General features: G+C 74.0%; 20 protein-coding genes and 2 tRNA genes. 9 read left to right on the forward strand and 13 right to left on the reverse strand.

Going from position 1 to position 23,753, the window contains the following annotated elements; translation table 11 throughout:
- Nucleotides 1-24 precede the first annotated feature (24 nt).
- On the reverse strand, nucleotides 25-879 hold the full coding sequence (locus tag RKE29_RS06820) for an SOS response-associated peptidase (protein WP_312004141.1): 855 nt from the start codon (nucleotides 877-879) through the stop codon (nucleotides 25-27).
- A 141-nt stretch (nucleotides 880-1,020) separates the two neighbouring features.
- Between RKE29_RS06820 and RKE29_RS06825 the strand changes: the two genes are divergently transcribed.
- The 4 genes from RKE29_RS06825 to RKE29_RS06840 all read left to right on the forward strand — a co-directional run bounded on the left by RKE29_RS06825 (nucleotide 1,021) and on the right by RKE29_RS06840 (nucleotide 4,910).
- Nucleotides 1,021-1,746 (forward strand): M50 family metallopeptidase, encoded by a 726-nt coding sequence (locus RKE29_RS06825; protein WP_312004142.1) that lies wholly within the window; start codon nucleotides 1,021-1,023, stop codon nucleotides 1,744-1,746.
- Nucleotides 1,747-2,072: 326 nt separating this feature from the next.
- Complete coding sequence (gene aroA, locus RKE29_RS06830; RefSeq protein ID WP_312004143.1) at nucleotides 2,073-3,437, forward strand: 3-phosphoshikimate 1-carboxyvinyltransferase; 1,365 nt, start codon at nucleotides 2,073-2,075, stop codon at nucleotides 3,435-3,437.
- A 13-nt stretch (nucleotides 3,438-3,450) separates the two neighbouring features.
- Complete coding sequence (gene rsgA / locus RKE29_RS06835) at nucleotides 3,451-4,455, forward strand: ribosome small subunit-dependent GTPase A (RefSeq protein ID WP_312004144.1); 1,005 nt, start codon at nucleotides 3,451-3,453, stop codon at nucleotides 4,453-4,455.
- Nucleotides 4,456-4,586: 131 nt separating this feature from the next.
- A complete protein-coding gene (locus RKE29_RS06840; protein WP_312004145.1) occupies nucleotides 4,587-4,910 on the forward strand; it encodes a multidrug efflux SMR transporter in 324 nt (107 codons plus the stop codon).
- Between the two features lie 7 nt (nucleotides 4,911-4,917).
- Here the strand turns inward: RKE29_RS06840 and RKE29_RS06845 are convergent, their stop codons facing one another.
- Nucleotides 4,918-5,460, reverse strand: coding sequence for a TetR/AcrR family transcriptional regulator (locus RKE29_RS06845; protein WP_312004146.1), 543 nt, complete (start codon nucleotides 5,458-5,460; stop codon nucleotides 4,918-4,920).
- A 223-nt stretch (nucleotides 5,461-5,683) separates the two neighbouring features.
- Between RKE29_RS06845 and hisN the strand changes: the two genes are divergently transcribed.
- A complete protein-coding gene (gene hisN / locus RKE29_RS06850; protein ID WP_312004147.1) occupies nucleotides 5,684-6,478 on the forward strand; it encodes a histidinol-phosphatase in 795 nt (264 codons plus the stop codon).
- Nucleotides 6,479-6,608: 130 nt separating this feature from the next.
- Here the strand turns inward: hisN and RKE29_RS06855 are convergent, their stop codons facing one another.
- On the reverse strand, nucleotides 6,609-8,081 hold the full coding sequence (locus RKE29_RS06855; protein ID WP_312004148.1) for a catalase: 1,473 nt from the start codon (nucleotides 8,079-8,081) through the stop codon (nucleotides 6,609-6,611).
- A 158-nt stretch (nucleotides 8,082-8,239) separates the two neighbouring features.
- Between RKE29_RS06855 and RKE29_RS06860 the strand changes: the two genes are divergently transcribed.
- Nucleotides 8,240-8,653 carry a Fur family transcriptional regulator gene (locus tag RKE29_RS06860; RefSeq protein ID WP_312004149.1) on the forward strand — a complete coding sequence of 138 codons (414 nt, stop codon included), beginning with the start codon at nucleotides 8,240-8,242 and terminating at the stop codon, nucleotides 8,651-8,653.
- 284 nt (nucleotides 8,654-8,937) lie between these two features.
- Here RKE29_RS06860 and RKE29_RS06865 read toward each other — a convergent pair.
- From RKE29_RS06865 to RKE29_RS06880, 4 genes are all read right to left on the reverse strand, one after another.
- A tRNA-Met gene (locus RKE29_RS06865) sits at nucleotides 8,938-9,011 on the reverse strand.
- Between the two features lie 248 nt (nucleotides 9,012-9,259).
- Nucleotides 9,260-11,041 (reverse strand): tetratricopeptide repeat protein, encoded by a 1,782-nt coding sequence (locus tag RKE29_RS06870; protein ID WP_312004150.1) that lies wholly within the window; start codon nucleotides 11,039-11,041, stop codon nucleotides 9,260-9,262.
- Between the two features lie 246 nt (nucleotides 11,042-11,287).
- Nucleotides 11,288-11,361: transfer RNA gene (locus tag RKE29_RS06875), tRNA-Met, on the reverse strand.
- A 93-nt stretch (nucleotides 11,362-11,454) separates the two neighbouring features.
- Entirely contained in the window at nucleotides 11,455-14,418 is a 2,964-nt protein-coding gene (locus RKE29_RS06880; RefSeq protein ID WP_312004164.1) for a UPF0182 family protein, read from the reverse strand.
- Between the two features lie 213 nt (nucleotides 14,419-14,631).
- Here RKE29_RS06880 and RKE29_RS06885 point away from each other — a divergent pair, with 213 nt between their 5' ends.
- Nucleotides 14,632-15,189 carry a PPA1309 family protein gene (locus RKE29_RS06885; protein ID WP_312004151.1) on the forward strand — a complete coding sequence of 186 codons (558 nt, stop codon included), beginning with the start codon at nucleotides 14,632-14,634 and terminating at the stop codon, nucleotides 15,187-15,189.
- 19 nt (nucleotides 15,190-15,208) lie between these two features.
- Here the strand turns inward: RKE29_RS06885 and RKE29_RS06890 are convergent, their stop codons facing one another.
- From RKE29_RS06890 to RKE29_RS06900, 3 genes are all read right to left on the reverse strand, one after another.
- Complete coding sequence (locus tag RKE29_RS06890; RefSeq protein ID WP_312004152.1) at nucleotides 15,209-16,297, reverse strand: PDZ domain-containing protein; 1,089 nt, start codon at nucleotides 16,295-16,297, stop codon at nucleotides 15,209-15,211.
- A gap of 858 nt (nucleotides 16,298-17,155) precedes the next feature.
- Entirely contained in the window at nucleotides 17,156-17,623 is a 468-nt protein-coding gene (locus RKE29_RS06895; protein ID WP_312004153.1) for a molybdenum cofactor biosynthesis protein MoaE, read from the reverse strand.
- Between the two features lie 89 nt (nucleotides 17,624-17,712).
- Nucleotides 17,713-18,834, reverse strand: coding sequence for an SDR family oxidoreductase (locus tag RKE29_RS06900; protein WP_312004154.1), 1,122 nt, complete (start codon nucleotides 18,832-18,834; stop codon nucleotides 17,713-17,715).
- Nucleotides 18,835-19,030: 196 nt separating this feature from the next.
- Here RKE29_RS06900 and RKE29_RS06905 point away from each other — a divergent pair, with 196 nt between their 5' ends.
- Together RKE29_RS06905 and RKE29_RS06910 are read left to right on the forward strand one after the other, a co-directional pair.
- Nucleotides 19,031-20,500: a zinc-dependent metalloprotease gene (locus tag RKE29_RS06905; RefSeq protein ID WP_312004155.1), complete on the forward strand. Its 1,470-nt coding sequence runs from the start codon at nucleotides 19,031-19,033 to the stop codon at nucleotides 20,498-20,500.
- Nucleotides 20,497-21,057 (forward strand): NUDIX hydrolase, encoded by a 561-nt coding sequence (locus tag RKE29_RS06910; protein WP_312004156.1) that lies wholly within the window; start codon nucleotides 20,497-20,499, stop codon nucleotides 21,055-21,057. Before RKE29_RS06905 ends, RKE29_RS06910 begins: the two co-directional genes overlap by 4 nt.
- Nucleotides 21,058-21,211: 154 nt before the next feature.
- On the opposite strand, the gene RKE29_RS06915 is transcribed toward RKE29_RS06910, so the two are convergent.
- From RKE29_RS06915 to RKE29_RS06925, 3 genes are all read right to left on the reverse strand, one after another.
- Nucleotides 21,212-21,970, reverse strand: a complete 759-nt coding sequence (locus RKE29_RS06915; protein ID WP_312004157.1) for an AIM24 family protein — start codon at nucleotides 21,968-21,970, stop codon at nucleotides 21,212-21,214.
- Nucleotides 21,971-22,015: 45 nt separating this feature from the next.
- The gene (locus tag RKE29_RS06920) at nucleotides 22,016-22,699 is read right to left on the reverse strand and encodes an AIM24 family protein (protein ID WP_312004158.1); all 684 of its coding nucleotides are present in this window, start codon (nucleotides 22,697-22,699) and stop codon (nucleotides 22,016-22,018) included.
- Nucleotides 22,700-22,710: 11 nt separating this feature from the next.
- A partial coding sequence (locus tag RKE29_RS06925; protein ID WP_312004159.1) for an AIM24 family protein occupies nucleotides 22,711-23,753 on the reverse strand: 1,043 nt, incomplete at its 5' end.

Below are 23,753 nucleotides of genomic sequence, written 5' to 3' on the forward strand. Positions count from 1 at the left end.
GAACGCCCGGACGCTGGAAGGACGCTAGAAGAGCGTGCCCGCCTCCGGGGCCGGAAGCTCGGCCACCAGCTCCGGGCCGTTGTTGCGCACGTCGCTCACGGCGGCGGTCACCGGGTAGGCGCGCAGCAGGCCCGGGCGCGGCGGCTGGAGGAGCGGGAGCAGGGCCTCCGGGTCGGTGCGGGCCGGGTCGAGCCACGCGGCCCAGCGGTCGGGCGGCAGGACCAGCGGCATGCGCGGGTGGATGTCCGCGAGCGACCGCGGCCCCTCCCCCGCCTCGTCCGTCTCGTCCCCTGCTTCACCCGCGCCGCCGCCCGCCGCCGGGAAGGGCTCGTTCTCCGCCTCCGTGGTGACCACCGTGCACGTCGCCCACCACGCGCGCGGGTGGTCCTCGGGCAGCGTGCGGTCCCGCCAGAACTCGTACAGCCCGGCCAGGGCCATCACCGAGCCGTCGACGGGCGTGACGAAGTACGGCTGCTTGCGCGGGCGCTTGCGCCTGCCCTGCTCCTCCAGCCGGCGCTCCGCCGCTCCCGTGACCCACTCGTAGTAGCCGTCGGCCGGTATCAGGCAGCGGCGGACGGCGAAGGGCCGCCGGAAGGACGGCTTCTCGTGCACCGTCTCGGCGCGCGCGTTGATCATCCGGGCGGCGCCGTCGGGGGACGCGGCCCACGCCGGGACGAGGCCCCAGCGCAGCACCCGCAGCTGCCGGACCGGGCGCGGGTCGGCGGAGTCCTTCAGGGGGCGCTGCAGTATGGCGTGGACGCTCTTGGTGGGCGCGACGTTCCAGTCCGGCTCAAGGGTCTCCTCCGGCTCCCATTTCTCGATGCCGAAGAGCCCGACGAGGTCCTGGGCGCTCCGGCTCGCGACGAATCGACCGCACATGGGTGCCACCCTGCCACGTGCCACTGACAGAAGGTGACGCCGCCTTGACAGGCCCGGCGGAACACTGGCAAGCACGGGCATGCGCCGGCAGGTCCGAAACGGGCCGCCGGGGCCCGAACCGACCCGAGGAGCCGCCCGCCCATGGACGCAACGATGGCCACGGCGAACGCCGCCGCCCTGTGGGACCGCGTCGTCGGCAGCCAGCCGGACCCGCCCCGCCTGCTGGTGGTGGCGACCGGGCTGGCCGCCCTCGCGGCCGTCGTGTCCGGCCCGGCCTGGCGGGTGGCGCGGAACGCCGTGACCATCGCCCACGAGGGCGGCCACGGGCTCGTGGCGCTGCTGACCGGCCGGCGCCTCCAGGGCATACGGCTGCACTCGGACACCTCGGGGCTGACCGTGTCGCGCGGCAGGCCCACCGGCCCCGGCATGATCCTCACCGCGGCCGCGGGCTACACGGCGCCCTCGCTGCTCGGCCTGTGCGGCGCCTGGCTGCTGGCCGCGAACCACATCACCGCGCTGCTGTGGGGCGCCACGGCCCTGCTCGCCGCCATGCTGGTGATGATCCGCAACGCCTACGGGGCGCTGACGGTGGTGACGGCCGGGAGCGCATTCCTGGTGGTGTCGTGGCTGGCCGAGGCACGCGTACAGGCGGCGTTCGCGTACGTGGTGGTGTGGTTCCTGCTGCTGGGCGGCGTGCGCCCGGTCTTCGAGGTGCAGCGCAAGCGCCACCGCGGCGGCGCGCCGGACTCCGACCCGGACCAGCTGGCCCGGCTGACCGGGGTCCCGGCCCTGGTGTGGCTGCTGTTCTTCCACACGGTCTCGCTGTGCTCGCTGACCGGCGGCGGGCGCTGGCTGCTGGGCCTGTGACGGGCCGCCCCGGGCGTACGGCGGCTGCCGGACCCGCCCGTACGGCGGTCACGCGCGGACGTACGGCGGTCACGCGCGGACGTACCGCGGTCCCGCGCGGGGCGTACGGCGGTCGCGCGCGGGGCGTACGGCGGTCGCGCGCGGGACGCGGGAGGGCCCCGTGCGGAGCGTACGGCGGCCCGTGCCGGTGTACGGTCCGCCCGCGCGGGCGTGCGGTTCTCGCCACGGACGGTCGCCGCGCGCCCGCACGAGCGCCGTGTTTCGTGCCGGTTTCGCCACTTTTCACGGTGATTCTTCCTCTGGTCGTGACCACTACAGTGAGAGCCATGACCGGCATCGACACCTCCTCGGGCGGCCCCGCCGCCGCCCCGTGGCCCGCTCCGTCCGCGCGCGCGGCGGTCGACGCGACCGTCAGCGTGCCCGGGTCGAAGTCGGTCACCAACCGGGGCCTGGTCCTGGCCTCGCTCGCCGCCGAGCCCGGCTGGCTGCGCCGTCCGCTGCGCTCCCGCGACACCCTGCTGATGGCCGACGCGCTGCGCGCCATGGGCGTGGGCATCGAGGAGGGGGCGGACCCCGACGGCGGCGGCGAGGCGTGGCGGGTGATCCCCGCGAGCCTCCAGGGTCCGGCCTCGGTGGACGTGGGCAACGCGGGCACGGTGATGCGCTTCCTGCCGCCCGTGGCGGCCCTGGCGGACGGCGCGGTGCACTTCGACGGCGACCCGCGCGCGTACGAGCGGCCGCTGGGCGCCGTCATCGAGGCGCTGCGGGCCCTGGGCGCGCGCGTCGAGGACGGCGGGCGCGGCCGGCTGCCGATGACCGTGTACGGCGGCGGGGCGCTGGACGGTGGCGCGGTGTCCGTCGACGCCTCCGCGTCCTCCCAGTTCGTCAGCGCGCTGCTGCTGTCTGGGCCGCGCTTCAACCAGGGCGTGGAGGTCCGCCACACCGGCGCGGTGCTGCCGTCGATGCCGCACATCCGGATGACGGTGGAGATGCTGCGGGCCGCGGGCGCGTCCGTGGACACCCCGGAGTCCGGCGGCGAGCCGGGCGTGTGGCGGGTGGCGCCGAGCGCGCTGCTCGGCCGGGACCTGGTGGTCGAGCCGGACCTGTCGAACGCGGCGCCGTTCCTGGCCGCCGCCCTGGTGACCGGCGGCCGGGTGACGATCCCGGACTGGCCGGCGCAGACCACCCAGGCCGGTGACGCGCTGCGCGGGATCTTCACCGCCATGGGCGGCTCCTGCGAGCTGACCGGCGCGGGTCTGACGCTCACCGGCACCGGCCGCGTCCGCGGCATCGACGCCGACCTGCACGAGGTCGGCGAGCTGACGCCGGTGATCGCGGCGGTGGCGGCGCTGGCCGACTCCGAGTCGGTGCTGCGCGGCATCGCGCACCTGCGGCTGCACGAGACCGACCGGCTGGCCGCGCTCGCCATGGAGCTGGGCGAGCTGGGCTGCGACGTGACCGAGACGGCCGACGGGCTGCGCGTCCGGCCGCGCCCGCTGCGCGGCGGCGTGTTCCGCACGTACGACGACCACCGGCTGGCCACGGCCGCCGCCGTGCTGGGCCTGGTGGTCGACGGGGTCCTGGTGGAGAACGTGGCCACCACCGCCAAGACCCTGCCCGACTTCCCCGGCCTGTGGACCGGCATGCTCGGCCAGACCGCTCCGGCCCCGACCGCGGCGCGGAGAGCCTGAGGGTTCCCCCGCCATGCGCCGCTACGGCAAGCACACCGACGAGGACGACGTCCGCGTCCGCCCCGGCCGCCGGGGCACCCGCCCGCGCACCAGCAACCGGCCCAAGCACGAGGACGCGGCCGAGGGCTTCGTCCTGACCGTCGACCGGGGCCGGCTGACGGTGCTGGTGGACGACCGCACGGTCACCGCCATGAAGGCCCGCGAGCTGGGCCGCAAGGGCGTGGTGGTCGGCGACCGGGTGGCGGTCGTCGGGGACCTGTCGGGGCACCGGGACACGCTCGCGCGGATCGTGCGGGTGACGGAGCGGTCGTCCGTGCTGCGCCGCACGGCGGACGACGACGACCCGTACGAGCGGGTGGTGGTGGCCAACGCCGACCAGCTCGCCATCGTGACGGCGCTGGCCGACCCCGAGCCGCGCCCGCGCCTGATCGACCGGTGCCTGGTGGCCGCGTACGACGCGGGCCTGACGCCGCTGCTGGTGCTGACCAAGTCCGACCTCGCGCCGCCCGGGCCGCTGCTGGAGACCTACGAGCCGCTGGGCGTGCCGTACGCCGTCACCAGCCGGGAGGAGCTGGCCGACGGCGGCGCGGCCAAGCGGGTGCTGGAGCGGCTGACCGACCGGGTCACGGCTTTCGTGGGGCACTCGGGAGTGGGCAAGACCACGCTGGTCAACGCCCTGGTGCCGGACCGGCAGCGGGCCACCGGCCAGGTCAACGCGGTCACCGGGCGGGGCCGACACACCACCACCTCGGCGCTGGCCCTGCCGCTGCCGGGCGGCGGCTGGGTGATCGACACCCCGGGCGTGCGGTCCTTCGGCCTGCACCACGTGGACCCGTCCCGGGTCATCCACGCCTTCCCCGACCTGGAGCCGGGCACGGCGGACTGCCCACGCGCGTGCGGCCACGACGAGCCGGACTGCGCGCTCGACCAGTGGGTGGCCGACGGACACGCCAGCCCGGCCCGGCTGCACTCGCTGCGGCGGCTGCTGGCCGCCCGGGAGCGGCGCGAGGGAGACTGATCCGCCCGACTGATCACCTGCCGGCCACTCCCCTGTCCGCCTCCGGACCGGCGGTGCGTGCATAATCACACCGGTAATCTTCAAGAGATCGTCAAGGGCGGCTGTCCGGCGCCCGGGAGGCAAGGTCGGCGATGGCGTGGCTGCTGGTGGTGGTTGCCGGGCTGCTGGAAACCGGGTTCGCCGTCTGTCTGAAGCTCTCCCACGGCTTCACCCGGATCTGGCCGACGATCGCCTTCGCCTGCTTCGCGCTCGGCAGCTTCGGCCTGCTGACGCTCTCGCTGCGCAGGCTGGACGTGGGCCCGGCGTACGCGGTGTGGACCGGCATCGGCGCGGCCGGCACGGCGATCTACGGCATGGTCTTCCTCGGCGACCTGGTCTCCACCCTGAAGATCGTGTCGATCACGCTGGTGATCCTCGGCGTCATCGGGCTCCAGCTGTCCGGCTCGGCGCACTGAGCACGGGTCAGCAGGCCGGCCGGAGCGCCTGGCGGACCAGGGCGGTCACGTCCTCCGCGGCCGCCGGGGCGACCACGTAGGACAGGGCCAGCCGGGTGGCCGTGTCGCACGCGCGGGCCAGCGCCCCGGCCGTGTCGCCGGGCCAGTCGTCCGCCAGCAGCCGCACCGCCCGCTCGCGCACCCGGCCGAGCAGGTCGCCGCACGGCCCGGGCGGCGGCAGGTGCCCGCCCCAGAAGCCGGTCAGCGCGGCCCGGACCAGCGGGTCGGCGGCCGCGGCCCGTACGGTCCACAGGGCGGCCCCGGCCAGCCGCTCGCCGGGTCCTGCGGCGGGCGGGCCGGTCAGCGCCTCCTCGGCGCCGGCCAGGTACGCCTCGGCCGCGCGCCGCACCAGGGCGTGGCCCAGGCCCTCCTTGCTGCCGAACTCGTTGTACAGCGTCTGCCGCGAGACACCGGCCGCCGCCGCGACGTCCACCATCCGCACGTCCGCCCAGGGCCGGTCCGCGAGAGCCGCGAAAGCCGCGTCCAATAAGTTCTCACGCGCTGCGGGCATGGTCGCCTCCTTCGGACATCCCCCCCTTTCGCGGCCGTAACGCCAGAATTGACGCACTGCCAGACGCCTGTCAAGGGCGCCTCCGGACAGCCGGGGAGGGGCGGGGCTGGTGGCGGGAGGGCGGAAATCAGGCCGCCGGGAGGGCCATGTGGATCATCCCGTCCTCCCATCGGGCGCAGCGGCGTTCCGCGCCGCGCCGCCCCGCCCCGGCTACTGTTCGGCTATGCCCGACTATCACGATGATCTGCGTCTCGCGCAGGTGCTGGCCGACACGGCCGACGCCGCCACGATGGAGCGGTTCAAGGCCCTCGACCTGAAGGTCGAGACCAAGCCCGACATGACGCCGGTGTCCGAGGCCGACAAGGCCGCCGAGGAGCTGATCCGCTCCTCGCTCCAGCGCGCGCGGCCGCGGGACGCGGTGCTGGGCGAGGAGTTCGGCGTCGAGGGCTCCGGCCCGCGCCGCTGGGTCGTCGACCCGATCGACGGCACCAAGAACTACGTCCGCGGAGTACCGGTCTGGGCCACCCTCATCGCGCTCATGGAGCGCGGTCCGGGCGGCGACCGGCCGGTGGTCGGGGTGGTGTCCGCCCCGGCGCTCGGCCGCCGCTGGTGGGCGGCGGAGGGCCTGGGCGCGTACACCGGGCGCAGCCTGTCGTCCGCCACCCGGCTGCGGGTGTCGCAGGTGGGGCGGCTGGCCGACGCCTCCTTCGCCTACTCCTCGCTCAGCGGCTGGGAGGAGCGCGGCATGCTCGGCGGCTTCCTCGAACTCACCCGCGACTGCTGGCGCACCCGCGGCTACGGCGACTTCTGGCCGTACATGATGGTCGCCGAGGGCTCGGTGGACATCTGCGCCGAGCCGGAGCTGTCCCTGTGGGACATGGCCGCCAACGCGGTCATCGTCCAGGAGGCGGGCGGCCGCTTCACCGGCCTCGACGGCGTGCCGGGCCCGCTGGGCGCCGACGCGGCGGCGTCCAACGGGCTGCTGCACGACGAGCTGCTGCGGTACCTGGCGCCGTAGGACGGCGGCCCGCGCCCGGGGCCTCGGTCCGGCCCGTACGTACGGCGGCGCCGCCACGCGCGTACGGGCCCGTATGGACGCAGGGCGCCGTACGGGCCGTACGCGCGGGCGCGGGACTCCGGGCCGGGACTCAGGCCGCCGAGCGGGCCGCCTGCACGGCGGCGTCCAGGCGCTTGCCGAAGTCGGCGTCGGCCTTCCGGAAGTTCTCCACCGCGCGCTGGACGATGTCGTCCCGGGTGACCTGCGCGATCGAGCCCGCGAGGTTGGCGACCAGCCGCTCCCGCTCGTCCTCCGACAGCAGCCGGTAGAGGCTGCCCGCCTGCACGAAGTCGTCGTCCTCGGCGTGCACGGGCGCCACGTGGTCGCCGGTGGGGCCGGAGACCGGGACCGGCTGCCACAGCGGCCGGGAGGTCTGCGCCGGGCCGCCGAAGCTGTTCGGCTCGTAGTTCTTGGCACCCTTGTGGCGGCCATCGTAGGAGAAGCCGTCCCGGTTGTAGGTGTGCGCCACGGTCGCGTGCGGCCGGTTGACCGGCAGGTGGTCGGCGTTGACGCCGACGCGGTAGCGGTGCGCGTCGCCGTAGGCGAACAGCCGGCCCTGGAGCATCTTGTCCGGGGACGGGCCGATGCCCGGGACGAAGTGCGCCGGGGAGAAGACCGACTGCTCGACCTCGGCGAAGATGTTCTCCGGGTTGCGGTTCAGCTCCAGCCTGCCGATCTCGATCGGCGGGTAGTCCGCGTGCGGCCACACCTTGGTGAGGTCGAACGGGTTGAACCGGTAGGCCGCCGCCTCGGCCGCGGGCATGATCTGCACCTGCACGGTCCAGGACGGGTACTCGCCGCGCTCGATGGCCTCGCGCAGGTCGCGCTGGTGGCTGTCGGCGTCCTGGCCGGCGAGCGCGACGGCGTCCTCGGCGGTCAGGTTCCTGATGCCCTGGTCGGTCTTGAAGTGGTACTTGACCCAGAAGACCTCGCCCGCCTCGTTGTTCCACTGGAAGGTGTGCGAGCCGTAGCCGTTCATGTGGCGGTACGAGGCGGGGATGCCGCGGTCGCCGAACAGCCACGTGACCTGGTGCGTCGACTCCGGCGACAGGCCCCAGAAGTCCCAGACGTTGTCCGCCTCCTGCGAACCGGTGTACGGGTCGCGCTTCTGGGTGTGGATGAAGTCGGGGAACTTGATGGCGTCCTTGATGAAGAAGACCGGGGTGTTGTTCCCGACGAGGTCGTAGTTGCCCTCCTCGGTGTAGAACTTGACCGCGAACCCGCGCGGGTCGCGCACCGCGTCCGCCGAGCCGAGGTTGCCGGCGACGGTGGAGAAGCGCAGGAAGACCTCGGTCTGCTTGCCGATCTCGGACAGGAACTTCGCACGGGTGTACGGCGTGACGTCGGCCGTCACCGTGAAGGTGCCGTACGCGCCGGCGCCACGCGCGTGCACGATGCGCTCCGGGATGCGCTCCCGGTTGAAGTGCGCCAGCTTCTCGATCAGGTGCTGGTCCTGGATCAGGACCGGGCCGCCGGCCCCCGCCGACTCGCTGTTCTGGTTGTCCGCGACCGGCGCCCCGGCCTCTGTGGTCAGCGGACCGGTGGTCTCGTCCTGGACGGTCACGTGAGCCTCCTGAGTCTCGTTACTGACCCCGAGCCCGGGGTGAAACCGATCCTACATTGGACTTCGTCTAAGTCAAGAAGACTGCGAGACCCGTACCGAATCCGACTGTGGACACCTGACTGATACCCTTGGCATATCTGACTGATGGGTGAGCGGACATGAGTGACCTGCTGAAACGACTCCGGGAGCGCGGCTGGCGGCTGACCGCCCAACGGCGCGTCGTCGCCGAGGTCCTGGACGGTGACCACGTCCACTACACCGCCGACGAGGTGCACGCGCTGGCCGCCGAGCGACTGCCGGAGATCTCGCGCGCGACCGTCTACAACACCCTCGGCGAGCTGGTCTCGCTGGGCGAGGTGATCGAGGTCAGCACGGACGGCCGCGCCAAGCGGTACGACCCGAACGCGCACCACGCCCACCACCACCTGGTCTGCGCGCGCTGCGGCACCATCCGGGACGTCCACCCCAGCGGCGACCCGCTCGCCGACCTGCCGGACGCGGAGCGGTTCGGCTTCCTGGTCTCGGCGGTGGAGGTCACCTACCGGGGGCTGTGCCCGGACTGCACGCCGTGACGACCGCGCCCCGCCCCCGCACCCTGCCGGCTTCGCGCTGAGGGCCGCCTCTGAGGGCCGCGCCCGGGGGCCGGGCAGGAGAGGGCGGCGGGCAGGGGCCGCGGACGGGCGTACGGGCCGCCGTGGGGCCACCGCGGGGGCCCGGGCGGCCGTGCCGGGCGCGCGCCTCTCCGGCGGCGGGCGGCCGCACCCGTACGCACCCCGCCGCGACGTCCCGGAGGACCTGGGCCGCCCCGGCAAGGCCGAAGGGCCCGGATCACGAGTGATCCGGGCCCTTCGTTTCGTAGCGGGGACAGGATTTGAACCTGCGACCTCTGGGTTATGAGCCCAGCGAGCTACCGAGCTGCTCCACCCCGCGGCGGATGTCCCAACCTTAACGCCCCGCTGGCGAGCCGAGCAAATCGATAGGGGTCGACTGGGGNGCGGATGTCCCAACCTTAACGCCCCGCTGGCGAGCCGAGCAAATCGATAGGGGTCGACTGGGGGGATGCGCCGTCCCGGCACCCCGGCGGCGGCGCCGCGCCCGCGCCGGAGGACCGGCGTACGCCGCCCCGGAACCGCCGGGCGCGGCCGGGACGGCCGGACCGTCCCGGGACCGCGGCGGCGTCAGGCGGACAGCTCCTGCTGGAGGGCGTCACGCAGCCGCGCGGCCCGCTCGGCGACCTCCGCCGGGCCCAGCTCCACCGCCTGCGCGCACCACTGCTGCCCCTCGGCCAGCTCGCCCCGGCGCGCCGCCAGCAGCGCGAGCCGCAGCGCGGCGCGGCCGTGCCCGGCGCCGGCCGCGCGGGTCCACCACAGCTTGGCCTCCGGCTCGCTGCCCTCGCGGGCCAGCAGCAGGCCGAGGTTGAACGCGCCGTTGCTGCTGCCCGCCTCGGCCGCCTCGCGGTACCAGCGCGCGGCCTCGACCACGTCGCCCCGGGCGGACGCGAGCATGCCAACCCGTACCTGGGCGCGGCGGTGGCCCTGGCGGGCCGCCAGCAGGTACCACTCCTCGTACTCGGGAGGCGGGCCGCCGCGCTCGCCCACCCGCTCGCCCTCCCGGCTCGCCGCTGCCGCCGCCCGGTCCAGCAGCGCGCCGAGCCGGAAGGCGGCCTCGGCGCTGCCGCCCTCGGCCGCGCGGCGCAGGTGCCGCTCGGCCTCCCGGCCGTCGCCCTCGCGCAGCAGGGCGATGGCGACCTGGAGGGCGGCCTCGGGGTGGCCGGCCTCGGCCGCGCGCCCGTACCACTGGCGGGCCACGGCGTCGCTGCCGCGCCCGGCGTACAGGATGCCGAGGTTGAACGCGGCGTCCACGCTGCCGGCCTCGGCGGCCTTGGAGAACCACGGCTCGGCGCCCGCCGCGTCACCGCGCTGGAGCAGCAGCACGGCGAGCGCGTTGGCCGCCTCCTGGTGCCCGGCGTAGGCGGCGCGGCGGTACCACTGCTCGGCCTGCGCGGTGCGGCCCTGGCCGTCGCACAGCAGGCCGAGGTTGTACGCGCCGTTGATGTCGCCCGCGTCCAGGGCGGCGCGGTACCACCGCTCGGCGGTCTGCGCCTCGCCGCGGTCGGCGTGCAGCGCGCCCAGCGCGTTCGCCGCGTTGCCGTCGCCGTCCTGGGCGGCGCGGCGCCACCACAGGGCGGCGCTCTCCAGGTCGCCGGCGTCGCGCAGCAGGAAGCCGAGCGCGCAGGCGGCGCGCGCCTCGCCGTCCTGCGCGGACATCAGGTACCAGTGGGCGGCGTCCTGCACCTCGCCGCGGCGCTCCAGGAGCGTGCCCAGGTGCAGGGCGGCGCGCCGGTGGCCGCGCGCGGCGGACTGCCGGTACCACTGCTCGGCCTCGGACTCGGCCGCCGGGCGGCCCGCGCGGGCGGCGGCGGTCTCCCGCTTGTCCAGGACGCGGGCCAGGCGGTACGCGCCCTCGCGGTGCCCGCGCTCGGCGGCGGCGCGGAACCAGCGCTCGGCGCCGATGTCGCTGCGGTGCTCCAGCAGGTCGGCGAGCGCGTAGCAGCCCAGGGCGTGGCCGGACTCGGCGGACTGGCGCAGCCAGTACTCGGCGGCGGGCTCGTCGCCGCGCTCGCGGTGGTAGCGGCCGAGGGCGTGCGCGGCGGCGGCGGAGCCGGCGACGGCCGCGACCCGCCACCAGCCGGCCGCCTCCTCGCCGTACCCGCGCTGGTGGAGCAGGACGCCGAGGTTGTTGGCGGCGGCGCGCTCGCCGGCGGCGGCGGCCGCCCGCAGGTGCGCCTCGGCGCCGTCGAGGTCGCCGCGGCGCAGCAGCAGCGCGCCGACCACGCTCATGGCCGCGGGATCGCCGGCCTCGGCGGCCTGCCGGTGCCGGGTCTCCTCCTCGGCATCCTCGTGCGCGTGCGCAAAACGCCCTGTCTCCAACAGACTGGTCCTGTCCCCCATAAAGTACATCGTGACACCACCTGCAACCTGCGTACACCTGGTATACCGCAGCCAGGGAGGTCACTTCAGCGTTTTGTCGACATGCCCACAGGGAGACAACCCAAACGCGCGTGTCCTCAAGTTCCCGGTGAACTTTCGTGCCCGTCCCGCGAAGCCGGCGCGGAGCCCTGTGAAGCCCGCGCGGAGCGGCGTGAAGAAGCGGCGTGACAAGCGCCGAGGCCCGGATCCTCGTGGGATCCGGGCCTCGGGCGTCAGTAGCGGGGGCAGGATTTGAACCTGCGACCTCTGGGTTATGAGCCCAGCGAGCTACCGAGCTGCTCCACCCCGCGTCGTGGTTTGTTCACCGTATCACGATGCGGGGCGGCCCCCTGTCCACCCGCGCGGGCGGACAGGGGACGGCCGTCGGCCGGACGGCGGCGCCGTCAGCCGCCGCCCTCCTCCCTGCGGCCCGTGCCGCCCGTGCCCGCGCCCCCCTTGCCGTCGCCGCCGCCCTGCCCGGACTGCTGGTCGGAGGACCGCCGCTCCGCCCGCTCGGCGCGGTCCAGCGCGGCCTTCAGGTCCTGCTGGGCCTTCTGATAGGCCGTCCAGTCCGGGCCGTCCGGGTCCCGGAGCGCCTTCTGCCCGGCGTCGTAGGCGTCCTGGGCGTCCTTCAGGGCCTGGCGCACGGTCGGGTCCGCGGAGTCCGGCGGCTCGGGCGTGCCGCCGCCGTCCGGCGGCTCGTCGCCCGTGTCGCTGGGCGGCTCCTCGCCGAAGACGACGTTCAGCGCCTTGGCCAGCGTGTCCTCGAAGGCGGTCTTGTCCCCGTAGCTGACCAGGACCTTGCGCAGCAGCGGGAGGTTGGTGTTCGCGCCGCGCAGGTAGACCGGTTCGACGTACAGCAGGCCGCCGCCGAGCGGGACCGTCAACAGATTGCCGTACTCGATCTCGGAATCACCCCTTTTGAGGATGTTCAACTTGTTGGCGATCTTGTCGTCGGAGTTGAACTTCGCCTGCACCTGCTGCGGGCCCGACACCGGCGAGTTGGGCGGCAGCTTCAGGATTCTGATGCCGCCGTACCCGCCGCTCTGCGCGTCCGCGTCCACCGCCATGAAGGCGCCGAGGTTGTCGCGGCTGTTGGGAGTGAAGGTGGTGGTCAGGGAGAACGTCCGCTGGCGCTGGTCCGGCATCCGCATGCTCAGGTAGTACGGCGGGACGTTGTTGCCCTTGTTCGTCGGGTCGTCCGGGATCTGCCACACCTCGCTGCCGCTGTAGAACGTCACCGGGTTGGTGACGTGGTAGCGGGTGAGCAGTTCGCGCTGCACCTTGAACAGGTCCTGCGGGTAGCGCAGGTGCCGCATCAGGCTGTCGCTGATCGCGCTCTTCGGCTTCACCGTCCCGGGAAACGCCTTCTTCCACGTCTTGAGCACCGGGTCGCGGGTGTCCCACTCGTAGAGCGTCACCTTGCCGTCGTAGGCGTCGACAGTGGCCTTCACCGAGTTGCGGATGTAGTTGACCTTGTTCTGCTGGGCCACCACCTCGCGCTGCCCGTCGGTCAGCGAGTCGGCCGTGGTGTCGCCCAGCGTCGTACGGGAGGCGTACGGATAGCCGTTGGTCGTGGTGTAGGCGTCCACGATCCACTTGATACGGCCGTCCACCACGGCCGGATAGGCGTCGCCGTCGATCGTCAGCCAGGGCGCGACCGCCTCCACGCGCTCCTTGGGCGTGCGCTTGAGGAGGATCTTCGAGCCCTTGCCGATGGCCCCCGAGTAGAGGATCTTCGGCTCGCCGAGCTTGGCCGCGAACGCGGCCCGGTTGACCGCGCCGGACAGGCTCACCCCGCTGTCGCCGTCGTAGGTGAAGGTCTTCTCACCGCTGTCGGCCGAGTAGTCCAGCTCCTTCTGCGGCCCGCCGACGATCGAGTACTGCGTGGTCTTCTCGCCGTAGTAGACGCGCTGCTGGTACGGGCCGAGTTGGCCCTGGGCGGGCAGGTCGTCCTCGATGAAGTCCGGCGAGCCGGCCCGGTCCCGCGAGGTCGACGTGCCCTTGGCCGCCACCACGCCGTACCCGTGGGTGTACTTGAAGTGGTCGTTGATCCAGTTGTGCTCGGGGATGCCGCTCAGCTTCAGCTCCCGCAGGCCGACGACGGTGTCCTGCTCGCCGCCGCCCGGCGTCGGGTAGCGGTCCACGTCCAGCGTCTCGGGGAAGCCGTAGTAGCCGCGGATCTGCTGGAGCTGCTGGAAGGTGGGCGAGACCACGTTCGGGTCCAGCAGCCGCAGGCTCGCGGTGGTGTCCGCCTCGGCGCGCAGCTCCTTGCGGTCGGCGCCGCGCGGGGCCTCGCCCTTGTAGTCCGCGACCTTCGCGCCGTCGATCCCGTACGCCGCGCGGGTCGCCTCGATGTTCTTCCTGATGTACGGCGCTTCCTTGGCCTGCTCGTTGGGCTGGACCTGGAACTTCTGCACGATCGCCGGGTACAGGCCGCCGATCAGCACCGCCGACAGCACCATCAGCCCGAAGCCGATGACCGGAAGCTGCCAGGTGCGCCGCCACAGCGTCGCGAAGAACAGCCCCGCGCAGATGACCGCGATACAGAACAGAATCGTCTTCGCCGGAAGGTAGGCGTTGGCGTCCACATAGCGCAGGCCGGTCCAGTGCCGCGTCGGCTTGAAACCGCTGGACTTCACCGCGAGCCCGTACCGGTCCAGCCAGTACGCGACCGCCTTAAGGGAGACGAAAACGCCCAGCAGCACCGACAGGTGGCCGGTGGCCGCGCCGGTCGCCCGCGCCCCCGGGCTGGTGATGCGCAGCCCCCCGTACAGGTAGTGCACCAGGACGGCGGCCACCAGCGACAGCACGGTGGCGGCGAATCCGAATCCCAGCAGGAACCGGTACCAGGGCAGGTCGAAGGCGTAGAACGACACGTCCTTGTGGAACTGCGGGTCCTTGGTGTGGAACGACACCCCGTTCACCCACAGCAGCCAGGTGCGCCACTGCCCGGCCGCGGACGCCCCCGCGATCAGCCCGACCAGCGTGGTGACCGCGAGCAGCACCCACGCGCGGTACGGGTAGATCGCCGAGCGGTAGCGGTCCAGGCTCTGCTGCTCCAGCGACATGGCGCTCAGCGGCGGCCGCAGCCGGTAGGCCAGCCAGATGTTGGTCCCGACGGCCGCGGACATCAGCAGACCGAAGACGAAGAACAGGCCGATCTTCGTTTCCAGCGTGGTGGTGAACACCGACGAGTAGTGCACCGAGCGGTACCAGAGCCAGTCGGTCCAGAAGCCCGCGAACATGACGAAGAGCATGGCCAGCACGGCCAGCACACCCAGGGTCACGAGCAGGTTCCGGATGTGGCGAGACGGACGTCCGACTCGGATCCGCGGCCCCGTCGGGCCTCCACCGCGGTCCGGCATCTGGAAAGCCAAGGTGCGCACCTCGAAAGTTCGCTGGTCGATTGAGCAGGCCCCAGATAGTAGGCCCAATGGTGCAACTTACTCAGCCTTTACTCGGTTCCCGACGCCGGGTAAGAGCCGCGGTGAGCGGGCGAGCGGGCCGGGGCGGGTCGCGGCGGTGATCGCGGGGCCTGGATTCGGCGGGTGGCCGGAAAGGGGGGCACGATGGTCCCCATGACCCACGATTCGCACAGCGACGGGCCGGTGGCCGCGAACCCGCTGACCCGCGCCGTCCTCGAAATCGACGCGTACGCCGCCGAGCGCGGCTGGGACCAGCCCGCGCGCCTGTTCGCCCTGGTCGACACCGCGCGCCTGCGCGACCGGGCGCCCGGCCTCGCCGACCGGCTCGGCCCGGACACCGAGGGCGCGGGCGGCTCGCTCACCCCCGTCGAGCAGGAGGAGCTGCCCGCCGACACCGCGCTGGACGAGTTCCTGGGCCACATCGCCTGGCCCGAAGCCGTCACCGGCTGCGCCATGACCGTAGAGCGGCTGATGCTGCCGCCGTCGGCCGAGTCCGGTGTGCCGGACGGGCTGGACGAGGCCGGGCTCACGGAGTGGGTCGCGCGGCACCCGGAGCGGCAGGAGGTCCGTATGACGGTCGCGGTGCTGCGCGACGGGTCCCGCGAGTCGGCGCTGCGGCTGCGCGCGAAGGACTCGCCGTCGCAGGTGCTGACCGGACCCGACCTGGTGCCGGGACTGGCCGGCGCGCTGGCGGCGACCTTCGCCGAGTGAGGCGGCGTGCGCCGGGCGGTCACCCGGCGCAGCGGGGCAGGCCCGCCGTGTCGCCCGTACGGATCTTCTTCAGCGACTCCAGCGCGTCGTGCAGGGTCGTGACCTTCACCAGCGTGAGGCCGCCGGGCACGTCCCCGGCGGCCGCCGGGCAGTTCTCCGCGGGCGTGAAGAAGTACCGGGCGCCCGCCTTGCGCGCGCCGATGGTCTTCAGCTCGACGCCGCCGATCGGGCCGACCCTGCCCTGGTCGTCGATGGTGCCGGTGCCCGCGACGAACTTGCCGCCGGTGAGGTCGACAGGCGACATCTTGTCCACGATGCCGAGCGCGAACATCAGGCCCGCGCTGGGCCCGCCCACGTCGGCCAGCCTGATGTCGATCCGGACCGGCAGGGTGTAGTCCGTGCCCGCCTGGATGCCGACGACCGCCCGGTCGCCGTCGGGCGCCTTCCGGGTGGTGATCGTGACGGACCTGCGGTAGGCCGAGTCGTCCCGGCTCTTCTCGGCCGCGGCCGCCTGCTTGGCCGGAACGATCGAGAAGACCACCCGCTGGCCCGGCCGGTGCTTGGTGACCAGCTTGGCGACGTCCCCCGGCTCGTGCACCGCCGAGCCGTCGACCTCCCTGATGACGTCCCCGGCGTGCAGCTTGCCCCGGGACGGGCTGTCCTTGACGACGGCCGCCACCACCACCCGGGACCGCACCGGCCGGCGCAGCTCCCGCAGCGCCGCGACCTTGGCGCTCTCCTGGGACTCGCTGAACTCGGCCGCGTTCTCCTGGTTGACCTCGTCCGGGGACTTGTCGTCCGGGTAGAGCGTGTCGTGCGGCACCACGATGTCGTCGTGGCCCAGCCAGCCGTACACCGCCTCGACGAGGTTCATCTTGTAGTCGGAGCCGGTGACGCGGACGGTCGTCATGTTCAGGTGGCCGCGGACCGCGTCGCAGTTCTCCTGCCCGGAGACGCGCAGCACGCACTCGCCGTTGTGCCGCCCGAGGGTGTTGTAGCTGGGCCCGGGCGACATCTCCGCGTACGGCACGTGGATCAGGACTCCGGCGCAGAGCAGCCCGATCAGCATCAGGAGGGAGGCGAGCATCGTCGCGGTGCGGCGTGGCATGGAACGACAGTACGGGACCCGACCGCCAGTCCACTCCCGGGGCCGGTCCGCGCGGGGACCCCGGCTGCCAGGGCGCGCGGGAGGGCGTGTATGGGGCGCGAGAGGGGGCGTGGGGCGCCGCGGTCACGGGTCTTGAGGAGGGGCCGCGGAGGGCCCGCGGAGGGCCCGTGGAGGTGCCGCGGAGGGTCGGCGAGGGGTGCGGCGAGGGTCGGGAGGAGGTTCAGAGGGAGGGCATGGCGAACTGTCCGCCGGCTTCCGGCTTCGCAGAGCCGGCTTCGCAGAGCCGGAACCGGGGAAGGGGGCGGGCCGGGGCGGAGCCCCACCCGCGCCCCCGGCCGCTACGCCGCGTCCGAGTCGGAGTGCGATCGTTCCATCGCCTCACGGAAACGCGCGTAGCCGGCGAGCTCAGCCACGTCACCGGTCTTGCGGTTACGTGAGGCCCAACCCCCGTACACCACAGCGCCCAGCGCCGCGACCACCGGAATCAGCAACCAGAGAAGCGCACCCACAGCGGCCTCCCGACCCCTCGTGCTACCGCGACTGACAGATGAGCAGATTAATCATCCGCCCTGTCAACGCTTACCGCAGGGTGGCGGTTACGCAACCGTAAGCCGCCCATTCGGGTGCGTACCCGCATCTCCTTACCCAAACGCCCGCCGGGCCGCAAGACGGCCGGAAACCACCTCTTCCCGACGGATGGTGTCAGCCCTCCCAACGAGGCGCTACACGCCCACCCGCCCACCCGCCCACCCGTCACCCGACCACCACCCCCCAACGAGGCGCTACACGCCCACCCGCCCACCCGCCCACCCGCCCACCCGCCCACCCGCCGCCCGACCACCACCCCTCAACGAGGCGCTACGCGCCCACCCATTCCTCGGCGCCGTCCGCGAAGCTCTGGTGTTTCCAGATCGGGACCGTGCTCTTCAGGTCGTCGATGAGGCGGCGGCAGGCCGCGAACGCCTCCGCGCGGTGCGCGCAGGAGACGGCCACCACCACGGCCAGGTCCCCGATCGCCAGGTCGCCCGTCCGGTGGACGGCGGCCAGCGCGCGGACCGGGAAGTCGGCCGCGACCTTCTCCGCGACGCGGCGCAGCTCCGCCTCGGCCGTGGGGTGGGCGGAGTAGCCCAGAGCCGCCACGTCCGCTCCCCCGTCGTGGTCGCGTACGGTGCCGACGAACAGCGCGGTGCCGCCCGCAGAGGCGTCGCCGACGGCCGCGAACACCTCGTCCACGGACAGGGGCGTGTCACGGACGGCGAGAAGGCGGATGGGGTCGGCCGCCGCTGACTCGCCTGGATGCTCGTACGTGTGTGCCATGCGGTCCATCGTGCCGCACCCGCCCCGGCCGTGGCCTCAGCCGCACGGCGTGGGATTCCCTTTCCGTACTGCGGAAGCGGGATGCCGCGCGGCCGCGGTCAGATGCGGCGGCGCGCCTTCCGCGCGCGCCGGACGATCGCGGCGGTGCCCAGCAGGGCCACGGTCGCCCCGGCGGCGCCCGCGGCGGTGGCGTCCTTGCGGCCCAGCCGCCGCCCGGCGACCGTGTGGCGGCCCGCCACCTCCGCCAGCAGCTCGGCCAGGACCTCCTCGTTGGTCCACTGCGGGCGCCAGCCCGCCGCGTGCAGCCTGCTGCCGCTGACCGCCCAGGGGTGCATGGTGTACGCCAGGTCGCCGGCCGGGGAGGGGGTCAGGCCGAGCCGGTGCAGGCGGGAGGCGGCGCCGAGGGCGACGGCCGACGGCAGCTCCATGCGCCGGATTCCGGACAGCTCCTCGACCTCCTCCTGTTCCAGCCAGCCGTCGCAGCCGACGGCCAGCTCGCCCTCGGCCTTCTCCAAGGCGGCGTACTCCAGCGCGCTGACCAGGTCCTCGACGTGGCAGAACTGCCAGGTGGGGCGGGAGCCGGCGACGACCAGCAGGCGCGGCGACTCGAAGTAGCGGGTGAGCGCGGTGTCGGTGCCGCCGACGAGGATGGCGGGGCGTACGACGGTGACGTTCAGGCCGGGGTGGGCGCGGGGCGCGCGCCGCCCGAGCCGTTCGATCTCCAGCAGGTCGCCGACGCCGGTGGCATCGGCGGTGGCGCGCAGTTCGGCGTCCTCCGCGAGCGGCACGTCGTTGTCGGGCAGCGCCCCGTACACCATCGCGGACGTACACAGCACGACGCGGCGCACGCCCGCCGCGGCGGCGGCCGTGAGGACGGTCTGGGTGCCGCGCACGTTGTAGGCGGTGCGGGCGGCGGCGTCCGCGCCCAGGTCCACGTCGACCGCGAGGTGCACCACGACGTCCGCGCCGCGCAGCTTGTCGGCGATGGCCGGATCCCGCACGTCCAGCACGTGCCAGCGCGCCTCCGCGACGTCACCCCGGCGCTCGTCGATGGCCAGCACCTGCCTGACCTCGTCACTGTCCGCCAGCCGCCGGGCGAGCAGGGCGCCGGGTCCGGACGCGGCGCCGGTGACGGCGACCACCGGGCGCTTCGCGACCGGGGACGGGCGCGGGTCGGGGTGTTTTCGCGCTGCGCGAACTTCTGGCTCTGGGGAACTCACCGGGCGGCTCCGACGGTTGTCTTCGGTGCGGACGCGGATCGACGCGTGCGTGACGAGGTGACGTCCATCCTGCCGCAGGCCGGGGATCGGCGACGCACTGAGCCCGAGAACCGGCGAGGTGTCTACGCTGGGTGGTGACGTCGGGCATGCGCCGTCGGCCCGAAACGACGGCCTTACGAGCCGAGGGAAGCCAGCCGTGAGTGACACCCCATTCGGATTCGGCCTTCCGCCAGAGGAGCCGGAGGGCGGCGACAACGGCAGGGAGCAGGGCGGCCAGGGCGGTGACCGGGGCGGCAGCGGCCGGAACCCGTCGAACCCGTTCGGGTTCGGTGGCACCGGCGGCGGCGCGGAGAACCCGTTCGCGGCGATGTTCGGCTCGCTGAGCCCGGGCGACCTGGGCGCGGCCTTCCAGCAGCTCGGCCAGATGCTCTCGTACGAGGGCGGCCCGGTGAACTGGGACATGGCCCGGGACATCGCCCGCCAGACCGTCTCGCAGGGCACCCCGGACGGCGTGAAGGACGCCAGCGTCGGCGCGGCCGAGCGCGCCGCGGTCCAGGAGGCCCTGCGCCTGGCCGACCTGTGGCTGGACGGCGTCACGGCGCTGCCGTCGGGCGCGGGGACGGCGGTGGCGTGGAGCCGCGCCGAGTGGGTGGAGGCGACCCTTCCGGTGTGGCGGGACCTGGTGGACCCGGTCGCCGAGCGGGTCGGCGCGGCCATGGGCGACGTGCTGCCCGAGGAGATGCAGGCCGTGGCGGGCCCGCTGCTGGGGATGATGCGCTCCATGGGCGGCGCGATGTTCGGCACGCAGATCGGGCAGGCGCTCGGCGTGCTGGCCGGCGAGGTGGTGGGCTCCACGGACATCGGCCTGCCGCTCGGCCCGGCGGGCACGGCGGCGCTGCTGCCGCTGAACATCGCGTCCTTCGGCTCGGGCCTGGGCATCCCCGCCGACCAGGTGCGGCTGTACCTGGCCCTGCGCGAGGCCGCCCACCAGCGGCTCTTCGCGCACGTGCCGTGGGTGCGCTCGCACCTGTTCGGCGCCGTGGAGGGGTACGCGCGGGGCATCAAGGTCGACACCGCGAAGCTGGAGGACGTGGTCGGCCAGCTCGACCCGGCACGCCCCGACCAGCTTCAGGAAGCGCTCCAGCAGGGCATGTTCCAGCCGGAGGACACCCCGGAGCAGAAGGCCGCCCTGGCCCGTCTGGAGACGGCCCTGGCGCTGGTGGAGGGCTGGGTGGACGCGGTGGTGCACGCGGCCGCCGCGCCGCACCTGCCGTCGGCGGACGCGCTGCGCGAGACGCTGCGCAGGCGCCGGGCGAGCGGCGGGCCCGCCGAGCAGACGTTCGCGACGCTGATCGGCCTGGAGCTGCGGCCGCGGCGGCTGCGGGACGCCTCGCGGCTGTGGGCGTCGCTGACGGACGCGCGCGGCGTCGACGGGCGCGACGGGCTGTGGCAGCACCCGGACATGCTGCCGACCGCGCGGGACCTGGACGACCCGGACGGGTTCGTGTACCGCGAGCAGCCGGACTTCTCCGAGCTGGACCGGATCCTCGGCGAGGCGGTGTCGGAGGACTCCGAGGACTCCAAGGGCTCCAAGGGCGACGCGCGCGGGGAGAGCGGCGGCGGCGAGGGGACGGGCACGGACGGCGAGAGCGACGGCGGGCGGTGAGCCCGCGCGAGGACGGCGGCGGCGCGGGCGGGCTCCTGCGCGAGGACGCGGTCCGGGTGCTCAAGGAGTGGCCCGCGCCGGACGCCCAGCAGGAGCGCCTGCGGCTGGCCTACGGCGAGCACCTGGCCGCGCACCCGGACGGCATGTGGAAGGCCTGCCGCGAGGGGCACATCACCGCCAGCGCCCTGGTCGTCGACCCGCCCGGCGAGCGGGTCCTGCTCACCCTGCACCGGAAGCTGCGGATGTGGCTCCAGATGGGCGGCCACTGCGAGCCGGGCGACGCCACGCTGGCGGATGCCGCGCTGCGCGAGGCCGAGGAGGAGTCCGGGATCGCCGGCCTGAGGCTGCTGCCGGGCGGCCCGGTGCGGCTGGACCGGCACCTGACACCGTGCGCCTGGCACCTCGACGTGCAGTACGCGGCGCTGGCCCCCGCGGGCGCGGTGGCGCAGGTCAGCGACGAGTCGCTGGACGTGCGCTGGTTCGGGTACGCGCAGGTGCCGGAGGTGGCCGACGAGTCGGTGGCGCGGCTGGTGGAGCGGACGCGCGCGCTGCTGTGACCCCGGGCCGGGACCCGGCGGCCCGTCCGGTCCCGCCCGTACGCGACCCGCGCGTACGCACCCGGCCGTACGCGACCCGCGCGTACGTACCCCGCCCGTACGCGACCCGCGCGGGCGGCCGGTGGGCGGTCCGCGCGGGGTGCGTACGGCGAGGTCAGTTGTTCCAGATGTTGCCCTGGTTCTGCCCGCGGGCGCCCTGCTGGCCCATGCCGAACTGGGCGGCCAGGCCCTGGCCGATCACCGCGTTCTGCGGCGGCAGCAGCTCGCTGGGCTGGACCAGCGCGTACCCCTGGCCGAGGAAGCTCAGCTCCCAGCCCTCCCCCGTGCTGCCGCGCCGCCGCCACACGCCCGAGGAGTGCGTCTGCGCCTGCATCTGGACGCGCAGCCCGGAGGACCAGGCCACGATGGCGTCGGCGTCGGCGTTGACGTACTTGTCCGGGGTGACCTGGAGCAGCAGCGGCTTGCCCGAGGTCATGAGCGCGACCTTGCCCTGCCCGGTGATGTTGAGGTTGTACTTGCCGGAGCCGGAGATGCCGAACTGGCTGTCCACCGCGATGGCCTCCCAGTGCAGCCCGGAGTCCAGCGCCAGGACGTAGGCGCTGTCGACCGTGAGGCCGGCGTGGTCGACGTCCACGATGTGGATGTGCTGGGCGAGGTTGGCGAGGTAGACGGTGCCCTGGCCGGAGCAGCGCATGAGGTCCAGGCCCTCGCCGGTGTGGGCGCGGGCCTGGCGCTGCCCGCGCGTCTGGTACTCGCCGTCGAACTCGATGAGCCCCTGGTAGGCGACCATCGAGCCCTTGCGGGCGAGGACGTCCTCGTGGCCGCTGAGGGCCACGCGCAGCATCTGCTCGTTCTGCAGGGCGTAGCGGTCCTGGGTCTGCGTCTCGGTGAGGCCGAAGAGCGGGCTCTGCATGGTGGGTGTCGCTTCCTCGTGTTCGCGCGGGTCTTCAGGACCTGGTCAGCCGCGGGCCCGGAGCCGGTCCGTGCTGTCCTCGCTGGGCTGGACGACGACGAAGCCCTGCCCGGAGAAGCCGAGCTGGTACGCCTCGCCGCTGCCCCGGCCGATCATGGACGACGCCTTGAAGCTGCGCTTGCCCTTCATCCGCAGGTTGGTCGACCAGGCGACGAGCGCGTCCGGGTCGACGTACGTCTCGTCCTCGCCACTGCCGCAGTCCACCACGATCGGGGTGCCCCGGGAGGTGATCGCGACCCAGCCGGTGCCGGACACGCCGACGTTGAACAGGCCCTGCCCGGCGAACTTCGCCATGCCCTTGACCCGCTGCACGCCCCATTGGAGGTGCGCGTCGAAGGCGAGCAGGTTGGTGCCGTTGACCGACAGCGAGTCGCCGGCCAGGTTGAGGCAGACCACGTCCGCGCCGTAGTCGGCGAGGTACAGCAGGCCGTCGCCGCTGCACCGCATCAGCGGCGCGCCCTCGCCGGTGAGCCACTGGGAGGCCATCTGGCGTACGGCGGGCGGGTTCGGCTCGTACTGCACGAAGCCCTCGTACGCCACCATGGAGCCGGTGCGTGCGAACAGGTCCTCGCCGCTGCGCATGGCCACCCTGAGCATGCTGCTGCCGTGGTTCTCCATGCGGGCGGCGACCGGCGCCGGCGCGTAGCCCGCGATCATGTGCTGGTCCATGACGGTGCTTCTCAGACCTCGTAGGGCTGGACGACGATGAAGTTGCCGGGCGCGCCGCGGAACTGGAGGTTCACGGTCTCCCCGCTGTGTCCGGGGTACGCGTTGCGGCGCAGCCGGACCTGGCTGGAGATGATCACCTGGGCGGCGGCCGACCAGGCCACGATGGCGTTGCTGTCGGCGAAGGTGGTCGGGGTGACGGGCAGCACGACCGGCGTGCCGTGGGTCTTCACCACGACGGTGCCGGTGCCCTGGAACTGCATGGTGAACAGCGCGCCCCCGGGGATGCCGTGGCCCTCGATCCGGCGCACCTCGTGGTGCAGGGACTCGTCGAAGGCGAGCACGCTCTCGGCGGAGACGCACAGCGCGTCGCCCTGGAGCTCCACCGGGTGGACGTGGGAGGCGTCCTCGGCGAGGAAGACCTGGCCCTGGCCGGTGCAGCGCATGAGCTGCATCTCCTGGCCGGTGGCGTTGCCGACGATGCGGCCGCGGAATCCCGCGCCCTTGTAGCTGAAGTCGACCTTGCCCTGGTAGAGCACCATGGTGCCCTGGCGGGCGAGCACGGGCTGGCCGCCGACGCCGAGGTCGACGCGGATGAGCCGCGGGTTCTGCAGGGCCCAGCGCTGGCCGGTGGGCGCCTCGCGGTACTTGGCGAGGCCGGCCTGCACGCCGGGTGCGGTGGCCTGGGCGGGCGCGCCGGGGACCGGCTGCACGCCGCCGGGCTGGCCGTACGGCGCGGGCTGGCCGTAGGGGCCGGGCTGCTGGCCGTACGGGGCCGGCGGCTGGCCGGGACCGGGACCGCCCGGGTGGCCGGGCTGCCCGGGGTACGGGCCGGCGGGCGCGGGCGGAGCCGGATACCCGCCCGGCTGGGCGAACTGCGGCTGCTGGCCCGGGTACGCCCCGGGCTGGCCAGGCGGCGGCACGGAGCCGGGCGGCGTCGGTCCGCCGGGTGCCTGGCCGGGCGGGCCGACGGGCATGGCGATGGTGGGCGCGGCGTGCACGGACGGCTGCGGCGCGGCGGGCGCGGGCGGCTGGTACGCGGCGGGAGCGGGCGGGG

This window comes from Streptomyces sp. B1866 (assembly GCF_031932565.1).
GTDB lineage: Bacteria > Actinomycetota > Actinomycetes > Streptomycetales > Streptomycetaceae > Streptomyces.